This window comes from Mesorhizobium sp. M1273, from assembly GCF_040318195.1.
In the GTDB taxonomy this organism is placed as follows: domain Bacteria; phylum Pseudomonadota; class Alphaproteobacteria; order Rhizobiales; family Rhizobiaceae; genus Mesorhizobium.
The window spans coordinates 1-15043 of sequence record NZ_JAMYLV010000052.1 but is presented as its reverse complement, the minus strand read 5'-3'; the positions used below and the strand labels follow the sequence as shown (position 1 = coordinate 15043).

Below are 15043 nucleotides of genomic sequence, written 5' to 3'. Positions count from 1 at the left end.
CAGGAGAGTTCGACTTGTTGCTGAAGGGCAAGGCCGTGGTGATTTCGGGGGCCGCGGGCCCGCGGGGAATTGGCCGCTCCACGGCAGCGCTGATGGTACAGCACGGGGCTCGCGTTGCAATACTCGACCTCGATGACGGGCAAGCGCGTGACGCCGCTGCGTCGCTTGGACCCGACCATATCGGCCTTGGGTGCAACGTCGCGGACCTCGACGCCTGCAAGAGGGCGGCGGCGCAAGTGACAGAAACCTTGGGCAGGATCGATGTGCTCTGCAACAATGCGGGCGTCACGCAGCCCGTCAAGACGCTGGAGATCAGCGCGGCTGACTGGGACCGCATCCTCGATGTCAACCTACGCGGCGTGCTCCATCTCAGCCAGGCATTCATCCCGAACATGCGCGAAAATGGCGGCGGCTCGATCATCTGCATGTCGTCAGTTTCGGCCCAGCGCGGCGGCGGCATCTTCGGTGGCCCGCACTATTCGGCTGCCAAGGCGGGTGTTCTGGGGCTTGCCAAGGCCATGGCGCGCGAATTCGGTCCCGAAGGCATCCGCGTCAACTGCATCACACCGGGCCTGATCCAGACCGACATCACCGGCGGCAAACTGACCAACGCCATGCGCGCCGACATCATCAAGGGAATCCCGCTCAGCCGGCTGGGCGAGGCGCGCGACGTAGCCGGCGCCTATCTCTTCCTGGCTTCCGATCTGGCCAGCTACATCACCGGCGCCGTGATCGATGTCAACGGTGGGATGCTAATCCATGGCTGAGTGGACAACGGAGCTTGAGATGCCTCGCGCTGGCAGCAATGTCAGCCTGGCCGAACGAGCCTATCGTATCCGCCGACACGCCGTGCGGATGGGTCAAGTCCAGGGCCAAGGTTATGTCGGACAGGCGCTGGGTGTCGCCGACGTGCTTGCCGTCGCCTATTTCCATGCGCTTCGTTACCGGCCGGAGGACACGTTGTGGGAGGGACGCGACCGCTTCCTGCTGTCGATCGGACACTATGCGATCGCGCTCTACGCGGCTCTGATCGAAGCGGGCGTGCTGCCGGAGGAAGAGCTCGAAACCTATGGCAGCGATGAAAGCCGTATGCCGATGTCCGGCATGGCGCCATACACGCCCGGCATGGAGATCACCGGCGGCTCGCTCGGTCACGGCCTTGGCATTGCCGTTGGCATGTGCATGGGGCTGACGCGCAAGCGAAGCGACAGTTTCGTCTACAATCTTTTGTCCGACGGCGAGCTCGGTGAGGGCTCGACCTGGGAAGCCGCGATGTCGGCCGCCCACCACAAGCTCGACAATCTCATTGCCATTGTCGACTTCAACAATCAGCAGGCCGATGGTCCGTCGACGGCCATGCTCTCCTCCGAACCGGTGACCGACAAGTTCGAGGCGTTCGGCTGGCATGCGCAGCGCGTCGACGGCAACGACATCGAGGCGGTCCGCAAGGCCTTCGACATGGCGCGCGGCCTGAAGGAACCTCGTCCGCGTGTGATCGTTTGCGATACGCGCATGGCCAAGGGTGTGCCATTCCTGGAAACCCGCGACATCACGCATTTCATCCGCGTCGAACCGCACGAATGGACGTTAGCGCTCGAAGCTTTGGAAAAGGGACGTCCGCGTTGAGGTTGTCAAAGTTCGCGCCGCGCCACGCCGCCAATGCCAGTGAGCGCAAGACCACATCGGCGATGATCGCGTCGATCGCGCCCGATGGCGTACCGACACGCAATGCGCCGTTCGGGCACACACTGGCCAGACTGGCGCACCAGCGGCCCGGGATAGTTGGCCTGACGGCGGACCTCGCGAAATACACCGATCTCCATGTCTTCGCACAGGAGCATCCGGACCGCTTCTATCAGATGGGCATGGCGGAGCAGGTGCTGATGAGCGCCGCCGCCGGCTTGGCGCGGGAGGGTTTTACGCCCTTCGCCACCACCTACGCCGTCTTCGCATCGCGACGTGCCTACGATTTCATCTGCATGGCGATCGCCGAGGAGAAACTCAATGTGAAGATCGTCTGCGCCTTACCGGGGCTGACGACCGGCTACGGCCCCAGCCACCAGGCGACGGAGGACATCGCGATCTTCCGCGGGATGCCGAACCTGACGATCATCGACCCTTGCGACGCGCTCGACATCGAACAGGCCACGGAGGCGATCGCGGACTACAACGGGCCGGTCTACATGCGGCTTTCGCGCGGTAAGGTTCCTGTCGTGCTCGACGAAGACGACTATACATTTGAAATCGGCAAGGCGCGAATGCTGCGCGAGGGCGCGGACGTATTGTTCATTTCCAGCGGCCTGATGACCATGCGCGCGCTGGAGGCCGCGAAGGCGCTTGAAGCCGACAGGATCGGCTGCGCCGTTCTGCACGTTCCGACGATCAAACCTCTGGATACGGAGGCGATACTCGCTGCCGCGCGCCGTTCGGGACGGCTGGTGGTGGCGGCGGAGAACCACACGATCATTGGTGGCCTTGGCGAAGGCGTTGCCGCGCTGCTGATGCGCGAGAGAGTGACCCCAGTCTTTCGCCAGATCGCCCTGCCCGACGAGTTCCTCGACGCTGGCGCGCTGCCGACGCTTCACGATCGCTACGGGATCTCAACTTCCGAGCTCGTGCGCCGCGTCCGCATTTGGAGCGAATGAGAAGAAAGAGCTCTCCCCACACAACAGTTGAGTCATCGACCTTGACCTTGCCCCTCTTATCTAATCAGGTTTGAAGTTCGTTCTGGCCCATCGAGAGGACCAGGACATGAAACGTAGCCGCTTCTCTGAAGAGCAGATCATCGGAAGTTTGAAGGAACATGAGGCCGGGGTATCGGTTGCCGATCTGTGCCGCAAGCACGGGGTCAGCGACGCCTCGATTTACAACTGGAAGGCCCGCTTCGGCGGGATGGATGTCTGCGAGGCTCGGCGACTGAAGGCTCTGAAGGACGAGAACACGCGGCTGAAGCGGCTTCTGGCCGACGCCATGCTCGACAATGCCGCGTTGAAGGATCTTGTGGGAAAGAAATGGTGACGCCCGCGGCCAAGCGGAAACCTTTCCAGCGACCAGATCGATCAACTTCAACGCCGACTGCAACGGACCAGGCGATCAAGAAAAGGTGCATCATGAAGCATTCGCGGAGCCGACAATAGCCGACGCCATTCTCGACCGGATCATCCACAACGCCCATCGCATCACCCTCGAAGGCGACAGCATGAGAAAGCAAAAAACACCGCCGCCCTTGACCGGCGCCGAAAACGGCGAAATCAATCGCAAATGACTTCAACCAGGCAACCGAGCGCCGACCCCATCCTGCTGTCCGCGAATTAGTGAAACTGCTGTCCGCGATTTAGCGGAACGACTGTCCCGTTTTTGCGAAATACGCACGTCCGACGCAGCTTGCGTTGACAGAGGCGGTTTTACGCGCAGTTGCAATAGCACTTCCGCCGGCCTATTTTTGTGGAGTTCAATTGTGGTTCGGCCAAGGGCGCTTTGGGCGCCGGACCGGCCCCGTGTAAACCTCATTAAAGAGAGACGAACCCTGCCATGGAAGAATTCTTATCGCGCATCGCCACTGGTGCCGGCATCGGCCCGGCTCTCGCAGAGAAGGCCGTTGGGTTAATGCTGGGTTTCCTGCAACGCCACGCGGCCGACGGTCCCGTTGCGCGCATGATCGCGGCCATTCCCGGAGCTTCGGAATTAGTGGCGAAGTATCATGGCAACGACCCAGAGGGCGGAGGCGGCCTCATGGGGCTCGGCCAGCAATTGATGAGTGAGGGTCTCAGCATTCTAAAGATCGCCGCCATCGCCAACGAGACGATCGCCTTCGCCAAGGAACATGCCGGCGACGAACTCGTGGACGAGGTCCTCAATTCCGTTCCTGGCCTTCCCCAGTTCGTCTGATCAGCGGCAGCCGGGGCGCATGACCTCGTGCGCCCGTGCCGGCCCGTCTGCGCAGGTAGGCATTCTCCGCCAAGCGCTCCGTACCGATCTCGCCAGACCACCAACCGCCGGGCACGCGAAGCGAGCGTTGGAGTACTTCATTCGTCTCTCCCAAAATCGACCGCAGGCGAACCGATGTGTATAACTTCCGGCGGTAAGGGTTTATCGTGAACGCTTTCGATGAAGCCCGCGAGATAAGCAAACGTATTGTATTTCTCAAGAACCAACCGCTTCGCCTCTTGTATTGCGCCGCGACGCTCCTTCCAGAGGTCCGAGTCGATGATTTCTTGAATTTTTTGGATTACGTTCTTGTCCTCTGGGTCAATCAGAACCATTGAGTCGGAAGGGAAGAACCTCGTGATTGCCGGGCTGCCGTAATAGATCGGCATTGTTTCAGCAACGAAGCAGTCCATAAGCTTCTCTGTAAAATAGTAATCAGCACGAGTATTCTCGAAAGCTATACTGTAACGGTACGGTGCGAGTGCGTCCCATTTATCTCCAATCAGCCGAAAACCTCGGCCGAACAGGTCAAAATCGAGCTCCTCTCTCAGCCGTTCCAGAAACGCCAGCCGATATCGATGCCCTTTAAGCAGGGCGATGTTACTGGTAATCCATGAGAGCCGAAGCGGCTTGTCCACGACTTCGCTGACCAGAAGTTGGTCATATGTCTTTGTCACAGACCAAGACCGAGTGATAGGTGGAGACAAAACGAATCGGCGCTCTGCATTCTGCCGAGCAGCCAGCTCTGCGTCAGACGTCAGGACGATGGTATTTTTCCCCTGCCCTTCATGAAATGCGCGATGAGCTTTCGTCGGCGGTTCGCCGATTGCAAAAATTGTCCTGTTTGGACTCGCCTCGATATCAACAGGGAGCCCAAAAATAGAAGCAGAGTTAAAGACAATATGCCAATCGGGCGCGAAGGATGTCCTGCGTACAAAAGCGACATTGTTCCAGATTCCACTGCCCTTTGGAGTGAGATGGTGGATTGCATCATCCAAAACGCCCCAAGAATCCAGACATGTAGCAACAATGGGCGCCGGACGTTCCGTCAACAATTTGGTCGACAAAGCAGTTCCACCCCATTCACTTCCGTTGGACCGGGAGCAACTCGTGCATCGGGCGCAAGACCTCTCTGCGCCTGAAATAGCTCGCGATCCTGATCGGTATCAAACACACGATTCTGTGCGACTTCGCGATTCTGTGCGACTTCGCGCCATTCGACAACTCATCTCTAAGACCGCGGGAATCCCTTCACTCGTGAAGGTACTCAATCGCCATTTCGGATTGCGGTAAGATTGGGCAGCATAAACCTTCCGGGACCCGCTGTCGAGGCAATTGTCGCTTTGCACCTAACCAGGTTCTTCCTGACTTTGTGTGGTGATCAGGCCGGTTGAGTGGCAGCATGCGTGCCCTCTAAAATATGGAAGTTGACTACATTCTTATTATTAATCGGGATATACGACCAGTTTAGAGGCGGCTCGCCTCTCACAGGCGACGTTTGCAGCGGCGACGGCAGATCGAGATATTGACGGGTTGATGCCGGGGCTTTGTCCGAAATCTGTGGTCCGATTTCGGACGAAGTGACGGTCAAGATGTCCGAAATATGCTACGAATTTCGGACAAGCTTCACACACAAAGCGCCGCGGCTTTGCCCGACATCATCGATATCGTCATGCAGATGGGCGATGCCGACCTAGCCTCGTCCCCTCCCCTTCCAGCCATTGCCAATCCCAGCCTGCCTGCGCAGCTTGAGGCGCTCGCCGGCCGCGCGCGCGACTATATCGAGGCGGCGAGTTCGGCCAACACGCGCCGCGCCTACGCAGCCGACTGGAAGCATTTTTCGAGCTGGTGCCGGCGCCAAGGCATCGAGATGTTCCCGCCCGATCCTGAGGTCGTCGGGCTCTATATCGCCGCCTGCGCGTCAGGTACGGCCACTGGCGACAAAAAGCCCAACACCGTTTCAACCATCGAGCGCCGGCTTTCGTCGCTCTCCTGGAATTTTGCCCAGCGCGGCCAGCCGCTGGACCGCAAGGACCGGCATATCGCCACGGTGATGGCTGGCGTTCGCAACACCCACGCCTCGCCTCCCCGGCAGAAGGAAGCGATCCTGCCCGAGGATCTGATCGCATGTTCGAGACCCTCGACCGCGGCACGCTGCGTGGTCTGCGCGACCGCGCCATGCTGCTTTTGGGTTTTACCGGCGGCCTTCGCCGATCCGAAATCGTCGGCCTCGACGTCGCCAGGGATCAGAGCGAGGACGGGCGCGGCTGGGTCGAGATTTTTGCCGATAAGGGTCTGCTTGTCACATTGCGCGGCAAAACCGGCTGGCGCGAGGTCGAAATCGGCCGCGGCTCCTCCGACGCCACCTGCCCTGTGGTCGCTCTGCAGACCTGGCTAAGACTGGCGCGCATTGCGCACGGACCGCTGTTTCGGCGCGTTGCTGGTCAAGGCAGAGCCGTCGGTGCCGATCGCTTGAACGACCAGGAGGTCGCACGCCTGGTCAAGCGCACGGCGCTCGCCGCCGGCGTGCGCGGCGATCTGTCGGAGGGCGAACGGGCCAAGAAATTCGCCGGCCAGTCACTGCGCGCCGGCCTCGCCTCGTCGGCCGAGGTCGACGAACGCTATGTGCAAAAACAGCTCGGCCATGCCTCCGCGGAGATGACGCGAAATTATCAGCGCCGGCGCGATCGTTTCCGCGTAAATCTCACCAAGGCGTCCGGGCTCTGATGCCCCCGTTTTGTCCGCTGGGATGAGGCGGTCAGATCTCAGGCGATAACAATTACCTCATCGAGCACAGCGAGCGCTGTGTCCAGACTATCGGCGGCCGACGCTTCGTAGTCAGGCATGATCATCAACTGCGTTATGGCACGGCCCACAAATTCCGGGTTTAGCTTTTCCAACCGATCCTTGGTCCGGGAGACCTGTTCCGGGAATGCGCGCAGATTGAAGCGAACAAATGACGAGGTCTCTTATCCCCGACACGAATAGCTCGCGATCTCATCGGGATTTCCCTTACCGCCATAGGCAGCTTGAGTGGGATAAGCGCAGATCGGCTGGTGCTTGCCGGGGAATGCCTTGCTGCCAGCCGCGAGAGAATCCGGAGCCTTGTCTTGGTTTATCCAGCCCTCGATGGCGGCCAAAGGATCAAAGTCGTCGAAGGCTTGGCCATCGCCGCAGTGGGTCATCCCCGGGATTATGAACATGCGCACGAAACGGCGAGTCGCTTCCAAATCGCCGCCGCTTGTGACCTCGACGACTTGCTTGTACCAGCGCACCAGATCGTTGGCTGAGAAGACCGGATCGGAAAGTCCCTGAAACAAGAGCAGCTTTCCACCGTGGGCAGCGAAGCTGGCGAGATACGTGCCGGTCGCATCATTGAGCTTGGCCGTATCCGCAACGCGTGCCGGATCCTTGTCGAAGTCGAACTTCAGGGGGTCAAAATTCGGCGCCGGGGGCGTCATGAAGTAGTATTGAAGCGAGCGGGCTCCCAGAACGATGTTATTTGCATCCGACTGGGAAGTGGGGGAATTGCCCAGCTTCCACATTCTCCAGTCCGCGCCCGCAACGCCCGTATCATATGGCCAATCGCTGTAGAGCTTTTCGCCATCGGAGCTTTCCGGACCCGCGAACGCGCGGCTCATGGCCTGCACTTGACCAGCCGTGAGGCAGCTGTCCGTCTTATCGCCTTGGCAGGACAGGACCTTTGGGTCGAACCGGCACTGCTGCCAGGCGTTGATGACGCCATCCTCAATGCCATCGCGGGCATCACAGGCAGCGAGAACCGCCTTGGCGACGATGTTCAGATCCTGCTGGGAGAAGGCGCGGGATAGAATGGGATGGCCGGCCTCATCCTTGGGAGCGATGCTCATGTACTGGCGAGTATCCCAGGCTTCGGCAATGTTGGCGGCACTGAGACGAAAACCCGGGCTACCTGCAACAATGCCGTCGAACTCGAGCGGATATCGCTGAGCCGCTATCAACGCCTCACGACCGCCATTCGAGCATCCCATGAACACCGACTTTTTCGGAGCCGCCCCATAGAACTTGGCAGTCACCTGCTTCGAGACCGAAGTGACTTTGCCAATGGAGGCGTACGCAAAATCAATGCGTGCGGCTTGATCGACCCCGAAAGCCGGATCGGGGCTTGGGTGCCCGCCATCCATGCTTACAACAGCGTAGCCGCGCAAGAGCCCGGGAGCCGCGGTCGAGTTCCGGCAAGGAATGGTCCCGACGGCCGGCGCCAGGAAGCCATCAACTGCGCCGCCGCCCTGGAAAAGGAACATGTCGTTCCAGGTCGTCGGAAGACGCACCTCAAACCGGGTGCCATATGATTGACCATCGACCCCCTGGCGTTTCCCGATAACACCTCGGACAAGGCAGTGCCCGCCCACTTTTACCGCCTGAGGCGAGGCGCCGGTGAATGCAGTGAAGGGATCTGCGGGGATCTCCTGCGGCTTTTGAAGGCTAGCCTCGGTAAAGATCACGCTTGGAATTTTGAGCTTGGCGATGGACCGGCACGCCTGATCCGACGCGTTTGCCGCCAGTGCAGGCGCACATACACATATGATCGCCAATATCAGTGCCAGCGTGCACCCGCGGTCCCGCAGCTTGAGCCCGTTAGCCAAGAACATACCCATCCTCCCTGGATGCGCCCGATAGCCCGAAAGCTGATCGCATTGGTAGCTAGTTGTGAGCTTTCAGTAGGTTGTCCATCCGGTCCGAACCGGGAAAGCTGAGATTGTCGAAGCTTCAGTGACTCCAGGGGGACCGGATGAACATCCATAAGAATACCGGTCTGACGCCGCTCGGTCGAGAGCGGATTTTTTGCGCCTGGGCGCGCCGGCAGCACCTCGAGGTGTTGCCGCCTGATCCGCAGACCGTCGGCCTCTACATGTGCATCCAGAAAGGTTACAGGAGACAAGAAACCAAACTCTGTGGCGACGATCGAGCGCCGTCTCTCCTCCCTGGCGTGGAATTATACGCAGCGTGGCGAGCCGCTCGATCGAAAGGACCGCCATATCGCCACCGTGCCCGCCGGCATCCGTAACAGCCACGCAAAACCGTCTGTGCAGAATGAGGCCATACTTCCCGAAGACCTGATCGCCATGCTGGAGACAGTGCTCCGCAAGAACCCATCAGGTCGCCCCAGGCCAGAGCAACCGGCTCGTCCCCGGGGAGGACGAAACGGTCGACCACTCCGCTTGTTCGACTTGTGTTCGGGCGACTATCCCGGCTTCTATGCATCGCGCTTCGGCGCGGCGAGCTTTGTCCAACGCGCCAAGCCTTTGAACCGAATCGCTGTAGACGGAAGTCGCGGCGAGCTTCGCGTTGTTGATCGGAGCATCGAACCAGGCGTCGTATCCGCGGTATCCACCCCATCGTCTGTCGCGCAATCTGTTGGCGAGCGCGTCCTCTGCCGTTCGATCGCGGCCGTCTTTGCCCCAAACTATTATATGGCGGCCGCCGATGCCATTCGGGCGCGCAATATCTCAGGGGTTGAAGGATCGTCGATCAGTTTTCCGATGTCTTGGCGGGCCGCGATGATCTGCACATGACCCTGCAAAGATTGCGCGTAGTAGGAAATACTGGTGCAACTGGTCACCCCAGGCGACAGGATAATCGTAGAACCAATCGAACGAATGCACGCATCGCGGTTTGCCTACAGCACTGCTCTCCTGTCCCGATAGCGCAAATTCGCGGTTACCTCCGGCCACGAACAGTCGGACCAATTTTATTTGTAGATTAGACCTTCGTCCTCGGCAAGATTGGCCAAGCGATGACTCGCTGCTGAATTGCCGGCCCGCGCGTGATGAGCGCGAAGGCGTCAGGTGCCCCCGCCGTCAAGACTCAAGCCGCAACGCAATCAGGCGGGAGTGCCTTCCGCTAGGTGGGGATGGACTGGCCGCCGAAGTCAGAAGCAGCAAGCCTGGAGCATAATGGAAGACCTCGACCATGTGAAGCAGGCCGTGAAGGGCGACCTAGCCTATTTGCAGCCACCTGCTCAAAGCCGCGACATGAAGCCAGCCGCCAGCCTGCTAGTCGACAGCAACCGTTCAGCTTGCTGCCGCCGACCGCTTGAAAACGATGGTCACCTTCGTCCCTTTGTTGGCGCTGGACTCGACGGCTAGCTGCGCCTTGGCGTTCTCGGTCAGCGATCGCGCGATCAGCGCTCCGAGCTTGCCTGGTTTGGGCCACACCTCGCCTTCCGGCAGGCCGATTCCGTCGTCCGCCACTATAACCCGGCAGCCGTCGCCATCGACGACGCTGTGCAGTGTTATCGTGCCGCCATCGCGGCCCCGGAACGCATGCTTTAGTGAATTGGTCAGCAATTCGTTTACGACCAGCCCGGCCGGCATGGCGACGTTTATTGACACGGGATATGTATCCACCTTCATATCCAGCCGGATTCCCTCGACCGCATGCGAGCTCATGACCGCGGACGCGATCTGGCTGAGATACACACCAAGGTCGACCTCCTCCTTCGGCTCGTCGGCCGTTAGCGTCTGGTAGAGGATCGCCAGAGCGTCGACGCGACCGGCGAGCCGCTCAAACCGTCTCCGGTCGGCCTCGGTCGCGTTGCGGCTTTCCAGCCGGATCAGCGCGGTGATCATCTGCAGGTTGTTCTTCACCCGGTGCTGCAGTTCGCGCAGGAGCGTGTCTTTCTCGCTAACACGCTCCTCCGCCGAGCGCTCATCTCCCGCCTCGCCATGGGCGGATACGTCGACCAGGGCCACCAGTCGGAAGCACACCTTGCCGTTGTCGTCTTCGATCACGTTCGAATAAACGTCGACGATCGCGGGTTTGTCCTCTCCGCGCTCCAGCTTGAAGGTGCCGACCAAATCGGTTCCCTCGACCACGGCCTCGGCTAGCGGCCTGTCCTTTTGCTGATGGAGGCCCGTGGCTAAAAGGGCCACCCAGTTTTCTTGGGTGAGCCTGGCGGCTGTCAGGCCTGACAGTTTCTCGAATTCCGGATTGGCGTAGACCACGCGCTCTTCACCGGCAAGGTCCGAAACGGCTATGGCGATCGGCACCTGGTCGAGGAATTTCTTGAACTGTTCGCTTTCCAGTGCGGTTGCAAGGTCAGGTGTATCAAGTAACTGCTCGACCGCCTCAGCCTTCTCTGAATCCGATGTCATTTGCGCGCCTGTTCTGTGCGGATGATATCAACAATGCGGCGAGCCCGCCATCGCCAAAACTGGAGCTGCATCTCACATTTCGCATCACGCATCTGACAACAAGCTCTGCATCGCGTAACGGCCGCACGTCTAGCATTGCGACCGGCCGAAGGAGAGCGGCAAGGATCGGCTACAATCCAGGTGCCTGGAATGTCGAAGCGACCGGTCAAGTGGGTACGCTGCGGAAGATCGATAGAGCAGGCATTCAGGGAGAATGAGTTCGCGTGCCGGCCTCGGCGATACGTGCCGACACTGTCAACCTCATGACCGCATGCGGGCTGAAAGAGCAGCGCTTCGCTCCAGCGGTAATTCAGGCCGCTAGCTGCCTAACTGCGGCAAGCCCATCGATCGTGTATGTTGAGACGCTATTGCCGATGCCTAAATATCGAACCCGTCATGGCAATCGTTGTGACGGGAAGCGCTCGCTTATGGGCTGTGCTGGAATGCGCATGAAGTATACGCCTGTGCGCCGCTTCGTTGATCTCTTGGCCTTCGAGGAAGTCGTCAATCTCATCGTAAGTGAGACCGGGACGAGGTTCTCCAGGTCGGCGGTCGGGATCTTTTCAACAAGATCAGACGGAGCGCCCAGACACACTGCCAAGGCGCGAACTCTGCGCTTGTTCAGCCCGGAAAGAGGAAGAATGTCTGCGGCGCCATCGCCGAACTTGGTGAAGAAGCCCATCAAGGCCTCGGCTGCTTCGAAGCGACTTCTGAAAAAAGAAGTGTGGGTTTGCTCTCATACCCTTTGCTGAAAAATGTTGTCATAGAGCGCATGGAATGCGACGCGCTTCGAATCGGAGTAGCCATCCGGGAAGCCTGAAGCCCCTTTGAAGCGCATGTCCGGCAGCTATTCATAGCGTGGATGACTTTGATCGAAACAAACGATTTCATAACTCTTCGGAAATCTTGCATGGACAAAAGCACGTCCGCACCGGTCACCCATCCAAAGGAGAAAATCTTCCATGCGCCCTGACGTGCAGTGGAGGTCGTGCCGAGAAGTGAGTTGCAACTGGCCGATCATGTCGGCGGTTCGACGCTAGTCGTCCCCAATGTTCCTGAGCTGCGAAGTCTTGCAGGCGAGCCAGCTGCCCAGCGCGATTCTGCTTGTGGCGGGCTTTTTGCCGCAGGCAGTCCGCTCGTTTGGGCAGCGGATTGGAGACCCGGCCGGCAGCGCTACCATACAACATCAGCGCACTTTACATCTACGCGGTATTGCCGGGCTTCCAGTCGGTGCCATGTTTGGCCGACGAATGACGCGATGCGGCCTCCTGCACAAGCGAAGGCCTTATCGGATGTGCGACCGGGAAGCAGGCGGACAGTGCAGCACATGTCAGTCGCCTGTGCGACGGTCTTTCGGGGAATGAAATCGGGCCAGTTCACGGCGCGGCATTATTCGTCAACAGCCGCCCCTTCGCAAGGATATAGGCAGCCCGCGTCACAAGTTCGTGCTGCAGATGAAAACGGCATCGCCGGCATGCAAGTCAGCAGCCGCTCAAGATTCGATGATCCAGCCAAGCTCTCGGCGTCATGGAGCGGCAGGCGCCACGATCGAAGCATCTCATGTTGATTCAGGCGGACCCTTATGAGGCGTTCTTTGATGCCGGTGATGCCTGACAGGCGGTTGCAGCTGCAAGCGACAACGCGGCCTATTTAGTTGGAAACGGTCTGAGGCAGGCCAATTTGGCTTGCCCGTCACTATGTGGAGAAAGATATGCTGTGTCTAGGAATTAGCGGCGGACTTGACCAAGTCCATGAAAACCGATTCGAGCTTCGGAACGCCTTTATGCACGATGGCGCCGCGGTGCTCGTCCGAGACGGACGGGTGATAGCAGCCGTCGAAGAGGAACGCCTCAATCGGATGAAACACTCCAACAAGCTCCCAATTCGTTCGATTCAATACTGTCTGTCAGCGGCGGGGGTTCAGCTCAACGACATTGATCGTGTCGCGCTCTACGCCAGCGAGCCCTATGCCAACGCCATGCTTGAAGGTATGTCCGCATCCCACCCGGACATTCTCTCCATTCCGTTGGATGCTAAAACGTTGGTGCAGGATCTGTTAACGCGTGAGTTCGGCACTAAGTTGGACAGTTCGCGTATTTCATTCGTAAGTCATCATCAGGCGCACGCCGTGAGCGCCTTTGCAATGTCGGGCTTCGAACAAAGTCTCATTCTAGCGATTGATGGCTGTGGTGATTTCCTATCGGGCCTCTTGGCGGTAGGGTCTGGCACAGAAATTACGCAACTCGAGGCTTTCCCCGAGAACAATTCTCTTGGGCTGTTTTATCTCGAGACGATCCGCTATCTCGGCTACGGCTTGTTCGACGAGTATAAGGTAATGGGACTCGCGCCCTACGGCGACCCCGCTCCCTATCGCGAGCTCTTCGAGCAGTTCTACGAGCTCTCCGCCAACGGCGGTGGCTACCGTGTTCACCTCGACCGCATCGGTCCGGCGTTGCTCCGCAATATCGAGGTCAGGCGAAAGGGAATGCCCTTCACCCAGCAGCATCGAGATGTGAGTGCGTCACTGCAGGAAGCGCTTGAGCGGATCGTGTTCCACATTCTCCGGCATCACCGTGAGGCCACCGGCATGAAGCGGTTGTGCCTGGCGGGGGGGGTGGCCCACAACTGCACGATGAACGGTAAGCTGCTGTATTCAGGGCTTTTCGAAGACATTTTCGTGCAACCCGCGTCTCACGACGCTGGCTGCGCATTGGGAGCTGCGCTGATAGTCTCTAACGAGATGGGCCGCCCCGCGCCGTGTGAGCGACTGCAGGAGGTCTATTGGGGTCCTGATCTCGGGAGCGAGCGCGCCGTGCAACAGGAACTGAATGCATGGGCCGGACATCTCGAGGTTGAACGCTCTGATGACGTGGCAAGCAGTGCAGCCGACTGGATCGCCAACGGCGCCGTGATCGGCTGGGTGCAGGGTCGTTCGGAGTTTGGGCCACGTGCGCTGGGCAACCGCAGCATTCTTGCCGACCCTCGGCCCGCCGCAAACAAGGACCGGATCAATGCGATGGTCAAGAAGCGCGAAGGCTATCGGCCCTTCGCGCCATCTGTGCTGGAGGAGGATGCGAGCGAATTTTTCGACCTGCCGGACGGTAGGCACGAATTTCCATTCATGAATTTCGTCGTTCGCGTGCGTGACTCAAAGCGCGCCTTGCTCGGTGCCATCACGCACGTCGACGGTACCGCTCGCCTGCAAACAGTATCGCGCAACGCCAATCCCGCGTACTGGGAGGTCATCAATGCGTTCAAGAAGCGCACAGGCACTCCAATTCTGCTCAATACGTCCTTTAACAACAATGCCGAACCGATCGTGGATTCGGTTGCAGACGCGATTGCCACCTTTCTGACGACAGAGCTGGATGGACTTGTGGTCGGGCCCTTCCTGGTAAAAAAGCGGGCTGCAACGCTGCAGGATTGGACTGCGCTTGCGGTTTCGTTGCCGCCCTATGTGTCCCTCCATCAAACCCGCGCTTACAAAGCGCCAGATCGTCGGGAGACTCACTGCGAGATCAGCACGACCCACTTCAGCAGTGACAGTGTACGAATTTCACACGACTTGTTTAATCTGCTGATGCGGATTGAGGGCGAAGCCATGTTGGGAGATCTCCTCAATACAATTGCGCCGGATCAGGCTAAGCGTGACGCTGTGATGGAGGGCCTGCGACGACTGTGGGAGCAGCGCCTCGTTCGGTTGCATCCCTCACAAGCTGCTCGCATGGATCAAGACTGCGATCAGACGCTGGACCAGCATAACAGGCTCTCAGCGTGATAGGGATGCCGCTATTCAAGCTCGGCGAATAAAGGTGTTCATCGACGCGGCCCAGCCACAAAACCCACGGACGCCGGGGACATAAAAAAAAAGATTTTATATAAACAAATAAATTGGATCAAAACGCAAGCCAACAAAAAAAACAGCCCGCCGGACCGTTATA

General features: G+C 59.2%; 9 protein-coding genes and 5 pseudogenes. 9 read left to right on the top strand and 5 right to left on the bottom strand.

The window, feature by feature from the left end; all coding sequences use genetic code 11:
* The first annotated feature begins 14 nt into the window (after window positions 1-14).
* From NKH30_RS31125 to NKH30_RS31100, 6 genes and pseudogenes are all read left to right on the top strand, one after another.
* Window positions 15-767 carry an SDR family NAD(P)-dependent oxidoreductase gene (locus NKH30_RS31125; RefSeq protein ID WP_352778514.1) on the top strand — a complete coding sequence of 251 codons (753 nt, stop codon included), beginning with the start codon at window positions 15-17 and terminating at the stop codon, window positions 765-767.
* 19 nt (window positions 768-786) lie between these two features.
* Window positions 787-1626 carry a transketolase gene (locus tag NKH30_RS31120; protein ID WP_352453734.1) on the top strand — a complete coding sequence of 280 codons (840 nt, stop codon included), beginning with the start codon at window positions 787-789 and terminating at the stop codon, window positions 1624-1626.
* Window positions 1623-2645 carry a transketolase family protein gene (locus NKH30_RS31115; RefSeq protein WP_352997876.1) on the top strand — a complete coding sequence of 341 codons (1023 nt, stop codon included), beginning with the start codon at window positions 1623-1625 and terminating at the stop codon, window positions 2643-2645. The genes NKH30_RS31120 and NKH30_RS31115 overlap by 4 nt, the downstream gene beginning before the upstream one ends.
* A gap of 106 nt (window positions 2646-2751) precedes the next feature.
* Window positions 2752-3038, top strand: a pseudogene (locus NKH30_RS31110) (transposase); the annotation flags it as partial.
* Between the two features lie 71 nt (window positions 3039-3109).
* A pseudogene (locus NKH30_RS31105) lies at window positions 3110-3265 on the top strand (ATP-binding protein); the annotation flags it as partial.
* A gap of 266 nt (window positions 3266-3531) precedes the next feature.
* On the top strand, window positions 3532-3888 hold the full coding sequence (locus NKH30_RS31100) for a hypothetical protein (protein ID WP_352453730.1): 357 nt from the start codon (window positions 3532-3534) through the stop codon (window positions 3886-3888).
* A 137-nt stretch (window positions 3889-4025) separates the two neighbouring features.
* On the opposite strand, the gene NKH30_RS31095 is transcribed toward NKH30_RS31100, so the two are convergent.
* Window positions 4026-4994, bottom strand: coding sequence for a glycosyltransferase family 10 domain-containing protein (locus NKH30_RS31095; protein ID WP_352493678.1), 969 nt, complete (start codon window positions 4992-4994; stop codon window positions 4026-4028).
* Window positions 4995-5530: 536 nt separating this feature from the next.
* On the opposite strand from NKH30_RS31095, the pseudogene NKH30_RS31090 reads away from it, so the two are divergent.
* A pseudogene (locus NKH30_RS31090) lies at window positions 5531-6654 on the top strand (site-specific integrase).
* Between the two features lie 242 nt (window positions 6655-6896).
* Here NKH30_RS31090 and NKH30_RS31085 read toward each other — a convergent pair.
* Window positions 6897-8558 carry a tannase/feruloyl esterase family alpha/beta hydrolase gene (locus NKH30_RS31085; RefSeq protein WP_352997874.1) on the bottom strand — a complete coding sequence of 554 codons (1662 nt, stop codon included), beginning with the start codon at window positions 8556-8558 and terminating at the stop codon, window positions 6897-6899.
* Between the two features lie 191 nt (window positions 8559-8749).
* Here NKH30_RS31085 and NKH30_RS31080 point away from each other — a divergent pair.
* A pseudogene (locus tag NKH30_RS31080) lies at window positions 8750-9053 on the top strand (integrase); the annotation flags it as partial.
* A gap of 323 nt (window positions 9054-9376) precedes the next feature.
* Here NKH30_RS31080 and NKH30_RS31070 read toward each other — a convergent pair.
* The 3 genes and pseudogenes from NKH30_RS31070 to nadE all read right to left on the bottom strand — a co-directional run.
* The gene (locus NKH30_RS31070) at window positions 9377-9478 is read right to left on the bottom strand and encodes a hypothetical protein (protein ID WP_352468513.1); all 102 of its coding nucleotides are present in this window, start codon (window positions 9476-9478) and stop codon (window positions 9377-9379) included.
* A gap of 502 nt (window positions 9479-9980) precedes the next feature.
* Window positions 9981-11063, bottom strand: coding sequence for a sensor histidine kinase (locus tag NKH30_RS31065; protein WP_352496263.1), 1083 nt, complete (start codon window positions 11061-11063; stop codon window positions 9981-9983).
* A gap of 404 nt (window positions 11064-11467) precedes the next feature.
* Window positions 11468-11799, bottom strand: a pseudogene (nadE, locus tag NKH30_RS31060) (NAD(+) synthase); the annotation flags it as partial.
* A 1014-nt stretch (window positions 11800-12813) separates the two neighbouring features.
* On the opposite strand from nadE, the gene NKH30_RS31055 reads away from it, so the two are divergent.
* Window positions 12814-14880, top strand: a complete 2067-nt coding sequence (locus NKH30_RS31055) for a carbamoyltransferase family protein (protein WP_352997872.1) — start codon at window positions 12814-12816, stop codon at window positions 14878-14880.
* Window positions 14881-15043: the final 163 nt, after the last annotated feature.

What these genes read in the sequence shown, in the direction of transcription:
- NKH30_RS31065 (WP_352496263.1), bottom strand. Translation starts at nt 11,063, where the DNA reads ATGACATCGGATTCAGAGAAGGCTGAGGCGGTCGAGCAGTTACTTGAT.
- NKH30_RS31120 (WP_352453734.1), top strand. Translation starts at nt 787, where the DNA reads ATGCCTCGCGCTGGCAGCAATGTCAGCCTGGCCGAACGAGCCTATCGT.
- NKH30_RS31055 (WP_352997872.1), top strand. Translation starts at nt 12,814, where the DNA reads ATGCTGTGTCTAGGAATTAGCGGCGGACTTGACCAAGTCCATGAAAAC.
- NKH30_RS31100 (WP_352453730.1), top strand. Translation starts at nt 3,532, where the DNA reads ATGGAAGAATTCTTATCGCGCATCGCCACTGGTGCCGGCATCGGCCCG.
- NKH30_RS31085 (WP_352997874.1), bottom strand. Translation starts at nt 8,558, where the DNA reads ATGTTCTTGGCTAACGGGCTCAAGCTGCGGGACCGCGGGTGCACGCTG.